16 protein-coding genes are annotated in these 14,575 nt (G+C 65.0%); 3 read left to right on the forward strand and 13 right to left on the reverse strand.

The window, feature by feature from the left end:
* Positions 1-36: 36 nt before the first annotated feature.
* On the forward strand, positions 37-1,656 hold the full coding sequence (flgK, locus tag FVW59_RS02380; RefSeq protein WP_148062619.1) for a flagellar hook-associated protein FlgK: 1,620 nt from the start codon (positions 37-39) through the stop codon (positions 1,654-1,656).
* A gap of 20 nt (positions 1,657-1,676) precedes the next feature.
* Entirely contained in the window at positions 1,677-2,873 is a 1,197-nt protein-coding gene (gene flgL, locus FVW59_RS02385) for a flagellar hook-associated protein FlgL (protein ID WP_148062620.1), read from the forward strand.
* Between the two features lie 47 nt (positions 2,874-2,920).
* On the opposite strand, the gene fliR is transcribed toward flgL, so the two are convergent.
* From fliR to fliF, 13 genes are all read right to left on the reverse strand, one after another.
* Complete coding sequence (gene fliR / locus FVW59_RS02390) at positions 2,921-3,712, reverse strand: flagellar biosynthetic protein FliR (RefSeq protein WP_148062621.1); 792 nt, start codon at positions 3,710-3,712, stop codon at positions 2,921-2,923.
* A 13-nt stretch (positions 3,713-3,725) separates the two neighbouring features.
* Positions 3,726-3,995, reverse strand: coding sequence for a flagellar biosynthesis protein FliQ (gene fliQ / locus FVW59_RS02395; RefSeq protein ID WP_148062622.1), 270 nt, complete (start codon positions 3,993-3,995; stop codon positions 3,726-3,728).
* Positions 3,992-4,720, reverse strand: a complete 729-nt coding sequence (gene fliP / locus FVW59_RS02400; RefSeq protein WP_148062991.1) for a flagellar type III secretion system pore protein FliP — start codon at positions 4,718-4,720, stop codon at positions 3,992-3,994. Before fliP ends, fliQ begins: the two co-directional genes overlap by 4 nt.
* Before the next feature lie 14 nt (positions 4,721-4,734).
* Positions 4,735-5,112, reverse strand: coding sequence for a flagellar biosynthetic protein FliO (gene fliO, locus FVW59_RS02405; protein WP_148062623.1), 378 nt, complete (start codon positions 5,110-5,112; stop codon positions 4,735-4,737).
* Positions 5,109-5,606, reverse strand: coding sequence for a flagellar motor switch protein FliN (fliN, locus tag FVW59_RS02410; RefSeq protein ID WP_148062624.1), 498 nt, complete (start codon positions 5,604-5,606; stop codon positions 5,109-5,111). Before fliN ends, fliO begins: the two co-directional genes overlap by 4 nt.
* Entirely contained in the window at positions 5,599-6,636 is a 1,038-nt protein-coding gene (gene fliM, locus FVW59_RS02415; RefSeq protein ID WP_148062625.1) for a flagellar motor switch protein FliM, read from the reverse strand. The genes fliN and fliM overlap by 8 nt, the downstream gene beginning before the upstream one ends.
* 23 nt (positions 6,637-6,659) lie before the next feature.
* Positions 6,660-7,133: a flagellar basal body-associated protein FliL gene (gene fliL / locus FVW59_RS02420; RefSeq protein WP_148062626.1), complete on the reverse strand. Its 474-nt coding sequence runs from the start codon at positions 7,131-7,133 to the stop codon at positions 6,660-6,662.
* A 131-nt stretch (positions 7,134-7,264) separates the two neighbouring features.
* A complete protein-coding gene (locus FVW59_RS02425) occupies positions 7,265-8,614 on the reverse strand; it encodes a flagellar hook-length control protein FliK (protein WP_148062627.1) in 1,350 nt (449 codons plus the stop codon).
* A 15-nt stretch (positions 8,615-8,629) separates the two neighbouring features.
* Positions 8,630-9,088, reverse strand: a complete 459-nt coding sequence (gene fliJ, locus FVW59_RS02430) for a flagellar export protein FliJ (protein ID WP_148062628.1) — start codon at positions 9,086-9,088, stop codon at positions 8,630-8,632.
* A complete protein-coding gene (fliI, locus tag FVW59_RS02435; RefSeq protein WP_222711419.1) occupies positions 9,085-10,422 on the reverse strand; it encodes a flagellar protein export ATPase FliI in 1,338 nt (445 codons plus the stop codon). The genes fliJ and fliI overlap by 4 nt, the downstream gene beginning before the upstream one ends.
* 47 nt (positions 10,423-10,469) lie before the next feature.
* Complete coding sequence (locus tag FVW59_RS02440; protein ID WP_148062630.1) at positions 10,470-11,207, reverse strand: flagellar assembly protein FliH; 738 nt, start codon at positions 11,205-11,207, stop codon at positions 10,470-10,472.
* Complete coding sequence (gene fliG / locus FVW59_RS02445) at positions 11,200-12,207, reverse strand: flagellar motor switch protein FliG (RefSeq protein WP_222711400.1); 1,008 nt, start codon at positions 12,205-12,207, stop codon at positions 11,200-11,202. Before fliG ends, FVW59_RS02440 begins: the two co-directional genes overlap by 8 nt.
* Complete coding sequence (gene fliF / locus FVW59_RS02450; protein WP_148062631.1) at positions 12,200-13,924, reverse strand: flagellar basal-body MS-ring/collar protein FliF; 1,725 nt, start codon at positions 13,922-13,924, stop codon at positions 12,200-12,202. Before fliF ends, fliG begins: the two co-directional genes overlap by 8 nt.
* 251 nt (positions 13,925-14,175) lie before the next feature.
* Here fliF and fliE point away from each other — a divergent pair, with 251 nt between their 5' ends.
* On the forward strand, positions 14,176-14,505 hold the full coding sequence (gene fliE, locus FVW59_RS02455; RefSeq protein ID WP_148062632.1) for a flagellar hook-basal body complex protein FliE: 330 nt from the start codon (positions 14,176-14,178) through the stop codon (positions 14,503-14,505).
* The last annotated feature ends 70 nt before the right edge of the window (positions 14,506-14,575 follow it).

Below are 14,575 nucleotides of genomic sequence, written 5' to 3' on the forward strand. Positions count from 1 at the left end.
CGGCAGCGCCGACGAGCGTCAGGGGATTGACCGTATATGAGTATTTTTTCTATTGGTCTGAGTGGTCTGAACGCTGCGCAGAACGCCCTCAATACCACCAGTAACAATATTTCCAATGTCTACACGCCAGGCTATAACCGGGAAATCACCATACTGGGTGAAAGCAAGGCCGGCGACGGTGTCAGGGTCAACGACATCCAGCGCCAGTTCAATGCCTACGTCACCGAGCAGCTGAACGCCGCGTCCAGCCGCGCCAGTGCCCTGCAGACCTACGAGACCCAGGTCAGCCAGATCGATAACCTGCTGGCCGACAGCGAGTCCGGCCTGTCGCTGCTGCTGCAGAATTTCTTTTCCTCGATCGGCGACCTGGTCAATGCGCCTTCCGATCCGGCGGCGCGCCAGGGGGTGCTGGGTTCGGCGGAGGCGCTGAGCGCCCAGTTCCGCTCCTTCGACAGCTACCTCGACGACATGCGCTCGGGCGTTGACGGCCAGATCCGCGACGAAGTAAAGGTCATCAATAATACCGCCAGCCAGGTGGCCTGGCTGAACCGCGAGATTGCCCTGGCCAAAGCGCGCACCGGTGAGGCGCCCAACAGCCTGCTCAACCAGCGCGACCAGCTGGTGGCGGAACTCGGCGAGCGAGTCGACGTGCGACTCGATGTGTCCGAGACCGGTTCCTACAACCTGTCCGTCGCCAACGGTCGCCCCCTGGTCGCCGGGGTGCAAAGCTATGAACTGACCACCATGACCGCCAGCGCCGACCCCACACGCACGGTGGTGGGCTATATCGATGCTGCGGGCAACCCGGTGGAACTGGCCGAGGACGCACTGGCCGGCGGCAGCCTGGGCGGGCTGATGGAATTTCGCAGCGAGACGCTGGATTCCGTGCAGAACCGCATCGGGCAACTGGCAGTGTCGCTGGCGGCCGGTTTTAACGCCCAGCACAGCGCGGGGCTTGATCTCAACGGTAATCCGGGCGCCGAATTCTTCGCCATCGGCGAGCCGCAACTCTTTTCCAATACGCGCAATACCGGTACTGCGACGCTCGACGTGGCCTATGACGACTTCAGCCAGCTCACCGCCAGTGACTACGAGCTGACCGTGAGCGATGCCGCTGCCGGCACATTCAGCATCAAGCGGCTGGACAGCGGCGAAACCGTCAGCGCGACCCTCGACGCCTCCAACCAGCTCACCATCGGCGGCGTGGTAGTCACGGTGGATGACCCGGCCCTGCTCGCCGACGGCGACCGTTTCAGCCTGCAGCCAACCCGCGGCGCGGCCGGTGACTTCGACTCCCTTATCAGCGACAGCAGCGCCATTGCGGCGGGCCTCGGCGCCGGCAGCGGCGACAACGAAAACGCCCTGGCCCTGCAGCAACTGCAGAGCGAGGCGCTGGTCGGCGGCAGCGCCACCCTCAACCAGGCCTATGCGGCGCTGGTGGGTGACGTGGGCAACCGCACCAATATCGTCCAGGTCAACCTCAGCGCGCAGGAAGGGCTCACCGAGCAGTTGCGCGCCGTGCAGCAGTCGGAGTCGGGGGTGAACCTCGACGAGGAGGCCGCCAACCTGATCCGTTACCAGCAGTATTACCAGGCCAACGCCAAGGTCATCCAAACCGCCACTGTGGTGATCGATGCCCTGCTCGGCCTGCGCTAACTCTCAAGGAATTACTCACCATGCGCATCAGTACTGTCACCATGTTCGAGCAAAGCGTCAGCTCGATGAACCGCCAGCAGAGCGAATTCATGCGGGTCGGGCAGCAGATCGCTTCCGGCAAGCGGGTCGTGAACCCCTCGGACGATCCCCAGGCTGCCTCGCGGGCAGTGCGGGTGTCCCAGTCCATCGCCGTTACCCAGCAGTACGGCGACGCCCGGGTTGGCGCGCGCAACTCCCTGTCCCAGCAGGAGAGCATCCTCAACAGCGTCAGCGACACCCTGGCCAGCGCCAAGACCAAGCTGGTGCAGGCGGCCAACGGCACCCTCACCGATGCCGACCGGGACTCGGTGGCCAGTGAGCTGCGCGGCATGTACGAGGCGATGATCGGCCAGGCCAATGCCACCGACGGTAACGGCCGCTACCTGTTTGGCGGCTACCAGGACGGCAGCGAGCCCTTCGTGCGCGCCGCTGACGGCAGTGTGAACTATGTAGGTGACACCAATGTACGCGCCCAGCAGGTGGACTCTTCGCGCCTGATGCCGGTTGCGGACAACGGCATCACCATTTTCCAGAGTGTGCACAGCGGTGCGGGGTATGTTGCCGAGGCCGACCCCGGCAACACCGGTAGCGCCACCTTCAATGGTCCCAAGGTCGTCGACGTGACCGATCCCGCCTACGGCGACCCGTTTACCATCGACTTCCAGGTGACTGCCGGTGTTACCACCTACACCGTCAACGGCGGTCCGGCCCAGGCCTGGGCCGAGGGTGTACCGGTGCTGGCGGGGGGCTTGTCCATGACTTTCGAAGGACAGCCCGCAGATGGCGACAGCTTCCAGATGGATGTGGCCACCAATATGAACACCGATGTCTTCCGCAGTTTCGAGAAGGCCCTGGCAGTGCTGGAAAACCCGGCCCAGACCCCGGCGGAACAGGCGGCCCTGGAGAATACCCTGAACACCGTGATGCGCGAGTTCGACAACAGCCTGGACAATGTCCTGACCAACCGCGCGTCAGTGGGCGCGCGGCTCAACGAACTCGATGTACTGGATTCCGTGGCCGGCAATCGCACCCTGAACTACGAACAGAATCTGTCGGACCTGGTGGACCTGGACTATGTGGAAGCCATCTCCGAGTACACCCTGCGCCAGGTCGGCCTGCAGGCAGCCCAGAAGGCCTTCGTCGACGTGAAGGGTATGTCCCTGTTCGAGTTTCTCTGAGCCTGAACACCGCTGCTTGCGCCGGCCATCTGGCCGGCGCAAGCAGATCAGGGCAGTCCCGCCAGCGCCGCGGGTAGTTGCTGCAGAAATCCCAGACCGGTGCCGAACAGGCCCTGCAAAAACCGCCCGAAGTCCGTCATCAATACACTCAGCAAAAAGATACCCAGCGTCAGCGACATGGGAAAGCCCACCGAAAACACGGTGAGCTGCGGTGCCGAGCGATTCAGAATGCCCAGCGACAGGTTGACCACCAGCAGGGCGCCCACCAGCGGTAGCGCCAGTTGCAGGCCGGACATGAACACCGTGCCGCCGAAGCGGGCCAGCAGTTCCATGGCGCCGGCATCCAGCCCCAGCAGGCCCACCGGCAGCGTGTGGAAACTCCCCGCCAGCGCCTCGATGGCGATCAGGTGGCCGTCCACCGCCAGGTACATCAACAGGGTAATCATGTAGAACAGCCGCGACAGCACCATGGTATTGGTGCCGGTTTCCGGCGACACAAACGTGGCAAAGCCCAGTCCCATCTGCAGGCCGATAAACTCGCCGGCGGCCTGCACCACTGCAAACATGATGCGCAGGGTCAGGCCCATGGCGACACCGATCACCAGCTGTTCCACCAGTACGCCGATGCCGGCCCAGGAATACAGCGGGATGGGCGGCGCCGGCGGCAGTACCGGTACCAGCGCCATGCAAAGCAGCAGGGCCAGCCCGAGTTTGACCTGGCGCGGGACGCTGGAATGCCCCCACAGCGGGGAGGCCATGGCGAAGGCGGTAATGCGCACGAAGGGCCAGAAGAAGGCGGCGATCCAGGCCTGCCACTGGGCGAAGGTGAACTCGATCACGGGCGCGGGCTAATCAGAACAGCATCTGCGGCAGGTTCTGGATCAGGTCGCGGGTGAAATCGGTGATCAGCTGCAGCAGCCAGGGGCCCATCAACACCAGGGTGGCGAAGACCCCGAGGATCTTGGGAATGAAGGACAGGGTCATCTCGTTGATCTGGGTGGCGGCCTGGAACAGGCTCACCAGCAGGCCGATGGCGAGGGCGGTCAGCAGCAGCGGCGCCGCCAGCAACAGTGTAATCACCATGCCCTGGTAGGCCAGGCTCATGACGGTTTCGGGGGTCACAGGAAGAAACTCTCCGCCAGCGAGCCCACCAGCAGCTGCCAGCCGTCGACCAGTACAAACAGCATCAGCTTGAAGGGCAGGGAAATGGTCGCCGGCGGTACCATCATCATGCCCAGTGCCATCAACACGCTGGCCACCACCAGATCGATGATCAGGAAGGGAATGAAAATGGTGAAGCCGATCTGGAAGGCCGTTTTCAGTTCACTGGTCACAAAGGAGGGCAGCAGCACTCGCAGCGGTACGTCATCCGGGCCCTGCAGGGGGCCGACTTCTGCCAGCCGGGCGAACAGGGCGAGGTCCGCCTCCCGGGTCTGGGCCAGCATGAATTCACGCAGCGGCACACTGCCGAGCTGAAAAAACTGTTCCAGGTTGATCTCTTCGCGGGTCAGCGGTTGCCAGGCCTGTTCGTAGATCTGGGTCAGCACTGGCGACATGATGAAAAAGCTGAGGAACAGCGCCAGCCCCAGCAGCACCTGGTTGGGCGGAGCCGACTGGGTGCCGAGGGCGGTGCGCAGCAGTCCCAGCACGATGATGATGCGGGTAAAGCAGGTGGTCATCAGCAGAGCGGCGGGCAGGAAGGCCAGGCTGGTCAGCAGTACCAGCGTCTGCAGTTTGATCGACCACTGCTGGCCGCCGTCCGCGGTAGGGCTGGTAACAATACCGGGCAGGGCGGCCTGGGCGGCGACATCACCCGCTGCCAGCAACAGCAGCGGCGCCCAGCGCAGAAGGGAGCGCGATGTCACTGGGCGTCTCTCCTGTCCTGTCCGCGCAGGGCACCTGCCAGGCGGCTTGCGAAGCTGCTGTTGCCCGCTGTCGCCGGAACGGAGTCGGATGCCGGTGCCGGCATGCTGTGCAGGGTATTTACCTGGCCGCTGGCCACGCCGAGCACCAGCCGGGTGTCGCCCACGTCGACCAGTACCACCCGCTCGCGCTGTCCCACCGCGACGCTGCTGACAACCTGCAGGTTGCCGTTAGCCGCGGTGCGCACGCCGCCGATGCGGCGCAGCAGGGCGCTGGCGCCGTAGATCAGCGCCAGTACCACTGCCAGTGCAACGGCGGTCTTGCCCAGGGCGGCGAGGCCCAGGGCGGTGTCGACAGCGGGAGCCGGGGCGCTCATCGGTTAAGTTTCTGCACCCGCTCGGAGGGGGTGATGATCTCGGTGATGCGGATGCCGTAGCGGTCCTCCACCACGACCACTTCACCCTGGGCGATCAGGTAGCCGTTGATCAGGATATCCATGGGCTCGCCGGCCAGGCCGTCCAGCTCCACCACCGAACCCTGGGTCAGCTCCAACAGCTGCTTGATGGTGATGCGGGTGCGTCCCAGCTCCACAGTGAATTTCACCGGGATGTCCATCACCATTTCCAGATCGCGCGGGGGGCGCTTGTCGGCCGCCGCATCGAGGGGGCGAAACACCTGTTCGCCGGCGGATTGTACGCTATCGCCGGCGGTCGTTTCGGCACCGGCCTGCTGCGCCAGCGCCTCGGCCCAGGGGTCGTCGGCACTGCTGTCGTCGGTGGTGCCCGCAGCGTCGGCGTCCGCCTGCGCTGCCAGGGCCTCGCTCCAGTCGTCGCCGGAGAGTTCCTGGTCGGGCTTGTTGGGGTCAGTCATTGTCGGATTCCTTCGAAGTCGGCGTAGATCCTTTGACAAAGGGGCTCTCCGGCCCGGGAAGGGTCGGAGTGTGGTCGATCATGCGGCGCACCCGCAGGGCGCGCAGTTCTTTGCGGCTGCCGTACTCGCACTCCATAACGGGTACACCGTCGACACGCGCCATCACGGTGGATGGCAGATCTAGGGGCAGCACGTCACCCACCTTCAGCGTCATCACGTCACCGACGGTGCTGGGCAGGTCGGCGAAGTCGGCAATCAGCTCCACTTCCGATTGCCGCAGTTCGCCCGCCATGCGCTGGCTCCAGGTGGCATCGCCGACGCTGTCCACCACCGGGTTGGTCAGCAGGTCCTTCAGCGGCTCGATCATCGAGTAGGGCATGCAGATCTGGAAATCACTGGCCAGGTTGCCCACTTCCAGGTGGAAGGTGGTGTTGACCACGATCTCGTTGGGCGAGTTGGTGATGTTGGCGAACTTGGCCTGGATCTCCGAGCGCAGGTAGTGAACGCTAAGCTTGTAGATGGAGCTCCAGGATTCCTGGTAGGCGTCGACGGCCAGGTCCAGCAGGCGCCGGATAATGCGCTGCTCGGTGTTGGTGAACTCGCGGCCTTCACTTTTGGTGACAAAGCGGCCGTCGCCACCGAACAGGTTGTCCACCACCATGAATACCAGGCTGGGCGGAAATACCAGCAGGGCGCTGCCGCGCAGTGGCTTCATGGCGATCAGGTTGATGTTGGTGGGTACCGGGACGTTGCGGGCAAAGTCCTTGTAGCTCTGGTAGCGGACGGCCTCCACGGTGATGTCCGCGGTACGTCGCAGCAGGTTGAACAAACTCATCCGGAAGTGCCGTGCAAAGCGCTCGTTGATAATGTCGAGCGTGTGCAGGCGCTCCCGGATGATGCGCTGCTGCGATGCCGGGTCGTAGGGCTTGATGCGCGGCTCGCTGCTCTTGTCGCTGGCGCTGGCGTCATCGCCGTCGCCGCTGAGCAGGGCGTCAATTTCTTCCTGTGATAACAGGTCATCCTGTGCCATAGCAGTGGCTTCCGGTGCTGCGCTTACTGGACGATAAATTCGGTGAACAGAACATTGCGCACAGCCAGTTCCGGCTGTGGCTGCGCCATTGGTTCGCTCAGTAGATCCATCACGCCGGCCACCAGCTCCTGCTTGCCGTTGATGGAGATCAGCGCCGCGGCCTCCTGCCCGGAGAACAGGGTCAGCAGGCGGCTGCGCAGTTGCGGCATGTGCTGCATCAGGAAGTCGCGGGTGGCTTCGTCGCCCACTTGCAGGGACACGCCGGCGTAGAGCAGGCGATTGCCGTAGCCGTCGGTCTGCAGGTTGACGGTAAAGGGTGCGATGTCGACAAAGATCGGCGGGCCAGACTCGCTGACCTCTGCCACCTCTTCGGTTTCACCGCTGTCGCCCTGCCGTGTCAGCAGGAAGATGTTGGTGGCCGCCAGGCCCGTTGTGATGAACAGCAGGGCTATGACCAGCCACCACATTTTGCGCGAATCGCCTTGTGTATTTGCCATGGTTTGCGTTGTTACACCGGTTTCTGGGTTGAGGGATCAGCGGCGTCAGTATGATGGCCCGGCCTTCGCGCTAATGGCGCGAATAGGCGAAGGATTCATGCTTATTCCGCTGGATTGTGTCGCTCGGGCGATCAGGCGTAGAGATCCACGCCGTTGCGCATGAGTGCGGCCGCGGCCGCCGGTGAGGGCGTCACCTCGGTCTCGCCGGTTTCGGCCACCTCGGGCCGGCCGCTACCCGGGCCGCGCCCGGATTGTGAGCCGGCCTGGTCGCGCCCCTGGCCGGGCTGGTCGCCCACCGAGGTTTCCGCCAGCACGATACCCTGCTGTGCCAGGGCTTCTCGCAGTTGCGGGATGGCCTGTTCAACGGCACTGCGCACCCCGGCGTGGGCCGACAGGAATTGCGCCTGAGCACCCTGCTCGTCGACTTTCAACGACACGGCCAGGGGGCCGAGTTCGGTCGGGTGCAGCTGTAGCTCCACCTGGGTGAGCCCGCGCTGGTGCAGGGCGCTGACCTGTTGTTCCAGTTGCTGGCGCCAGGCTGGCGTGGCCAGCGGGGCGGTGAGTTCCTGGGCCGAGCTGGTGGCCGCGCCACTGGAAACTGGCGTGGCGGCGCCGCTTGTGTTGCGCTGCTCCACTGCTGAAGTGCCAGTGGCCAAAGCCTGGGCCGTGGACGTGTCGGCGGCGGGAGAGGGGCGTGCCACATTGTCGACGGCCGGGCTTTCCGCGCTGCGGTAGCGCAGCAGGTCGGTGGCCGGTTGTTCGGTGTCACTGGTGTTACTGCTGGTCGGCAGCTCGATCTGCCGCGCCGCGTTGCCGGCAGTGTCGGTGGCGAGGTCGGCAGGTACCGCAGCGGGCGTAATGCCCTGCCGCTGTGAACTCGCGGTGTTGTTGGCCAACAGGTCGCCTGTGTCTTCGCTAGTACCTGTCGTGGGTAACGGCTGTGCCGCGGCGGTGCGTTGCGCGGCGGGCATCTGCGCTACCGGCGCTGCGCCGGCGACAGTGCTGGCGGGGGTCATCGTGTCGCGGTTTGCAGCGGTGTCCAGCCAGGGCTGGGGGGCGCTGCCGGTTTGCAGCACCGGCGCTGGCGGTTCAGCCCATGAGGGCGCTGCCACCGGGGCCGGCACAGGCGCGGCCCTGTCCACGGTAGCCGGGGTTGCGACCGATTCGGCAGTCACCGGCGTTGCCGGAAGTGGTGCCGCAAAGGCCTGCGGCGCGAGGGCCAACTCCGCGCTGTTGTCGTCTTCACTCTGTTGCTGCTGGTCACCGGCGGCGCCGGCGACTGCCTGCGCAGTGGCGGCCGGCAAGGTCTGCCCGTTACCAGTGCTGGTGTCGGGCACGCTGGCGCCCTGCTGGGGCAGCAGGGCCGCCATCATGGCCGCAAAATCGCTGCTGGCGGTTTTGCCCTCTCTGCTGGCGGTGGCCCCGACGGGTAGCAGGCTGGCAGCACCTGTCGCTGAACCGGGAATCTGGCTGGAATGCATGGTTTTCTCCTGGGTCTACAACTCGGCCTGCTCGGCCTGCAGTCGCAGGCGGGCGCTGTGGTTGCTGGTGAATTCGTCGTTCTGTAGCAGCTCCCGGCGACGGTCCTGCTGCTGTTCACGCTGGTTCTGGCGGTTGGCGAGAGTGTCAAAGCTGGATAGCCGCTGACGCTCCTGGCGCCACTGTTGGCGGCTGCCTTCGACCCGCTTCTCCTGTTGCTCCGCTCCGGTGCGCGCCCGTTCAATGGCCTGGTCCAGCGACTGCAGGAAGGCGCGGAAGTTGGCCAGGGTGGCGGCGTCGGTGCCGCTGCGCAGGGCCGCCTGCATGCGCTCGGCGTATTCGCTCCGGTATTGCCGCAGGGCCGCCAGCTGGTCGCTGGCCTGCACGCTGCGCTGGTGTTCCTCGGCCAGGTTGCGGCCGGCGCTGTCGCAGGTTTTCTGCGCCAGTTCTATCAGGGTGTTAAGCGGTCCGTTCATTTCACTTGCCCCAGGATGCGGCCGAGCAGTGAACGGCTATCGTCCACCGTGGCCTGTTCGTGAATGCCTTGCTGCAGATAACGCTCCAGTGTCGGGTACAGGGCGACGGCGCGATCCAGCCCCGGGTCACTGCCCGGGCTGTAGGCGCCGACGCTGATCAGGTCGCGGTTGCGCTGGTAGCGGGAATACTGCTGCTTGAAGTGCTGTGCGCTCTGTTGCTGTGCGCTGTCGGTGATCGAGGTCATGGCGCGGCTGATGGAGGCCTCAATGTCGATGGCCGGGTAGTGCCCGGCTTCCGCCAGCTGCCGCGACAGCACTACGTGGCCGTCGAGAATGGCGCGGGCGGCATCGGCGATCGGGTCCTGCTGGTCGTCGCCTTCGGTGAGCACCGTATAGAAAGCGGTAATGGAGCCGCCACCGGGGCGGCCGTTGCCGGCCCGCTCGACCAGTGCCGGCAGTTTGGCGAACACCGACGGTGGATAGCCCTTGGTGGCCGGCGGTTCGCCGATGGCCAGGGCGATTTCCCGCTGGGCCATGGCGTAGCGGGTCAGCGAATCCATGATCAGCAGCACGTTGCGGCCGCTGTCGCGGAAATGTTCCGCCAGGCGTGTCGCGTAGGCCGCACCCTGCAGGCGCAGCAGCGGTGAGTTGTCGGCTGGCGCCGCCACCACCACGGCGCGGCGGCGGCCCTCTTCGCCGAGGATGTTGTCAATGAAGTCCTTGACCTCGCGTCCGCGCTCGCCGATCAGTCCGACCACGATCACGTCGGCACTGGTGTAGCGGGCCATCATGCCCAGCAGCACCGACTTGCCCACGCCGGAGCCGGCAAACAGGCCCATGCGCTGGCCGCGGCCGACAGCCAGCAGGCCGTTGATAGCGCGGATACCCACGTCGATCTGGGTATCGATGGGGCTGCGGGCCAGGGGGTTCAGCGGCGGCGAGTTGAGAGCGCCGAGGGCGGTATCGGCCAGGTGGCCACCGTCGTCCAGGGGGTTGCCGTTGCCATCCACCACCCGCCCCAGCAGGGCGTCTCCCACCGGAAAGTGGCGCTCGCCACCGCGGTCGTTGTTGGACAGGGGGATGACCCGCGCGCCCGGCGTCAGGCCGCTGATTTCCTGCAGCGGCATGAGGAAGACTTTGTCGCCGGCGAACCCGACCACTTCCGCCTCGGCGAAGCGGACGGCGCCGCTGGCGCCGGACAGTTCCACCCGACAGCCGGCGCCCAGGGGTACTTTGAGGCCGACCGCCTCGAGCACCAGGCCGGTGGCGCGCACCAGGCGCCCGCTGCCGATGTAGTTGCGGCTGCCGGCGACGCGCAGGCGTACTTTTTCCAGGGTGCGACACCACTGGGCCGGATGGGGATTGCTCGCGACTGACGCGTTCACAGGGTGCCGGCGGGGCCGCCGCCGTCGCGGGTGCCGGGTTGGCGCACGCGGGTCATGATCTGCTGCCAGCGGCTTTCGCGGCTGGCGTCCAGCTCGCCGCTTTCGCACAGCACCCGGCAACCGCCGCGCTGCAGGCTCTCGTCTGCCTGCAGTGTCCAGCCGGCGGCGCTGAACTCTTCCTCCAGCCCGGACTGCACCAGCTGCAGATCCTCAGGGTGCAGGCGCAGGCGCGGCTGGCCCTTGAGCAGGGGCTCCTCGTGGAGCAGCTGTCGCACCAGTTCCAGAATGTACTCCGGGCTGGCGGTGAGGGCTTCGCCAGCCAGTTGGCGACCAGTCACCAGGGCCAGGTCCACCAGTTCGCCGGCGACGCGATCGTCCAGTTCCTGCAGGGCATCCTGGAAGGTTTGCAGCAGCTCGGCCAGGGGTTCGAGGGCGATCCGTGAAGCTTCCCGCGCTTCGTCCAGTCCCTCCCGGCGCCCCTGTTCCAGCCCCTCGGCGTGGCCGGCTTCGCGCCCCGAGGCCAGCCCCTGGCGATAGCCTTCGTCCCGGGCGCGCTCGATTTCCTGGTGGCGCAGGCTTTCAAATTCGGCGCGCTGGGCCAGGGCGCGCTGCTTGACGCTGAGCTTTTGCTGCTCCAGGTCCGGCTCGTCAGGTGCAATGCGGGCCAGTTCACCCATCCGCCAGGTGCGCCATTCGCCGCGCAGTGCAGGGGTGGATGTATTGAAATCAGACATAGGTATCGTCGCCTCCGGCCAGTACGATTTCGCCAGTGTCCGCCAGGCGTCTCACCACCTGCAGCACTGCCTTCTGTTCGTTTTCCACATGCGACATCCGGATCGGGCCGGAGGCCAGCATGTCTTCGCGCAGCAGGTCGGCGGCGCGCTGGGACATGTTGCCGAGGAACTTGTCGACCACCTCCTGCGGCGCACCTTTCAGTGCCACCATCAGGTTGCTGGTGTTGATTTCCTTGAGCACCAGCTGAATGGCGCGATCGTCCAGGTCGACCATGTTCTCGAACAGGAACATCTCGTCGATGATCTTCTGGGCCAGGTCTTCGCTGTGGGCACGCACTGTGTCGATCACCGACTCTTCGTGGCTGGAGTTCATCAGGTTGAGGATCTCCGCGGCGGTGCGTACACCACCCATTTTGCTGCGCTTGAGGTTCTGGCCGTTGAGCATGGTGCCGAGCACCTCGGTGAGTTCCTGCAGCGCCGCCGGCTGTACACCGCTGAAGGTGGCGATGCGCAGTACCACGTCGTTGCGCAGTTTGTCGTCGAACAGCTCGAGAATGTCGGCCGACTGGCGCCGCTCGAGGTGGACCAGAATGGTGGCGATGATCTGCGGGTGCTCCTCGCGGATCATCTCCGCCACCAGGCTCGGGTCCATGATGTTCAGCGCGTCGATACCGGAATTGGTGCCGCTCTGTTCGAGAATGTCTTCGATCAGGCTGGACGCACGCTCGCTGCCCAGTGCCTTGGTGAGGATGGCGCGGATGTGGTCGCTGGTGTGCAGGTTCAGTGCTGCGTACTCCTGGGCCTCCTGGTGGAAGGCCTCCAGTACCACCTTCATCTCGGCGTGGGACACCTGGCCGAGGCTCGCCATCTCCTGCCCCAGCTCCTGGACTTCCCGCGCCGACAGGTGCTTGAACACTTCGGCGGCGCTGTCTTCATCGAGGGCCAGCAACAGGATGGAGGCGCGGCGGGCGCCGCTCATCTTGACCTTTTCACTATTCATACTTGGCGATCCAGTTGCGCACGATCATGGCGACAATGGCGGGTTCTTCAGCGGCCATCTCCTTGAGATCGGCGAGATTCTGCTCGTAGCCCGAGGGCTTGCGGCGACGGCCGCCCGGTTCGTCGTAGACAGCCTGGCCAGTGTCCTGGTCACTGCCGCTGTCATCGAAATCCCCAACGGTGGCGCTGAAGCCCGGTGTTGCGGCCGGTGCTGGTGCTTCAACGGCGGGCTGACGGCTTTCGCTGTAGCGTTTCACCAGTGGCCGCAGCAGGCTGAAGTAGAGGATCAGCGCAGCCAGGAAAGCCAGCAGGTAGCGACCGAGTTGCAGGATCAGTTGCTGGATATCGCTCGACTCCCACCACTCCTGCTCAACCACGGTCTCGCGGGTCTCGGTGAAGGGACTGTTGACGACTTCGATGGCATCGCCGCGGGCTTCCGAGTAGCCCACAGCCTGGCGCACCAGCCGGTTGATGTGCTGCAGCTGCTCGTCGTCGAGGGGTAGCTGTACGCTGTTGCCCTCTTCGTCCACGGATTCGCGGTAATTGACCACCACCGCCACTGACAGCCGCTCAACGCGGCCCCGCTGGTGCTGGGTGTGAATGACATTGCGGTCGAGTTCGTAGTTGATCACGTCGTCGCGCTGCAGGCTGTCTGGGCGTTCATCGCCGGTACCCGCTTCGTCATCGCCTTCCCCTTCCGGGTAATTGATGGGCGAGGGTGCCGCGCCCGGGGGCGTATTGCTCAGCGCGCCGGGAACGCCGCGCGCGGCCTGTTCGCTGCCGGCGAAGGACGTGCTGGTCTGGGCGCTGCGCACGGCGGCTTCGTTGTCGCCCTGGTTGGGCGCGTAGCGCTCTGCGGTTTCCTCGCGACTGGCGAAATCGATCTGTGCCGCCACCTGGGCGCGCAGGTTGGTGGCGCCCAGCAGGGGGGTGAGAATGTGTTCGATACGCTGCCGGTAGGAGCGCTCCACTTCCTGGATATAGTCGAGCTGGGTACCGTCGAGGTTGCTGCCATCCGCGGCTGTGCGCGACAGCAACTGGCCGCGCTGGTCGACCACCGTCACGTCTTCCGCGGCCAGTTCCGGCACGCTGCTGGACACCAGGTGGACAATGGCGTCCACGGCGCCTTCACCCAGGGCCCGGCCGCTCTGCAGGGTCAGCACCACGGAGGCCTTGGCGGGTTGGTGGTCGCGCACGAACACCGACGGCCGCGCCAGCGCCAGATGTACGCGGGCCTGGGATACCGGGCCCAGCGCCTCGATGGAGGCGGCCAGCTGGCTTTCCAGCCCGCGCTGGAAATTGACCTGCTCCTTGAACTGACTGACGCCGAAGGCCTGGTTGTCCAGTACTTCAAAGCCGACGTTACCACCCCGGGGCAGACCCTGTTCCGCGAGGCGCAGCCGCAGGCTGTGAACCTGATCCTCCGGCACCAGCAGGGCCTGACCGCCAGCGGCAAAGCGATAGGGAACGCCACGCTGCTCCAGCTCGGTGATGATGCGACCGCCATCGGCCTCGCCCAGGTTGCTGAACAGGACGCGATAGGTGGGCGCACTGGCCCACAGCAGCAGTGCGGTAACAATGGCGATTGCCGCCGCGCCACCCAGTAACAGCGGAATCAGTGGCCTCTTGCGCAATTGCTCCAGTAAACCAGGCTGCGTTTCGACGGCGGCGCTGGTTTGCTCTTGCTTGCTCTGGGCAGTTGACGGGCCCTTGCTCATGCGTTTCCTCTGGGCAACAGCATCTGTTGAAAGTTTCGCGGGGGTCTGCCGATACAGAACTTGCGACAACAGAGTGGTCGGTGAGCGTTACACCCGATCGGCGGGTGCTTTCCATTACGGCGGCCATTATCCGTTGCCCGTGTTCAGGCAAAGGCGAGAAAAACACGCTGTTTTGCTGTTATTTGCCGTGATGGCCTTTCCGCTTGCGCTGCTAGCATGCTCTTCACTGCTATTACTGGAACAGGAAGATCATGAGTAGTGAGGCAATACAGTCTGCCCTGGCGCAAATGAACAGCCTGGCCAGCCAGGCCGCGGGCAATACCGTAAAAGGCAGCCAGGTGAACATGGCGGTGGGCGGCGGCAGCTTCGGCGAGGCCCTCTATGGCGCCGCGCGCCGGATCAACGAGCTCAGTGACAACGCCACCCGCAAAGCCGAGGCTTTTCAGCGCGGCGAACCGGGCATTGAGCTACACGATGTGATGATGGACGGGCAGAAGGCGAGCATCGCCTTTGAACTGGGTGTGCAGGTGCGCAACCGTCTGGTGAGCGCCTACAAGGACGTCATGAATATGCAGGTGTGATGCCTGCATCGATTCCAGATTCCCGATTCCCCTGATTGCGCGGTGCAAGTCGTCGACTTGCACCGCTTTT

The sequence above is a fragment of the Parahaliea aestuarii genome, assembly GCF_008064635.1.
Taxonomy (GTDB): domain Bacteria; phylum Pseudomonadota; class Gammaproteobacteria; order Pseudomonadales; family Halieaceae; genus Parahaliea; species Parahaliea aestuarii.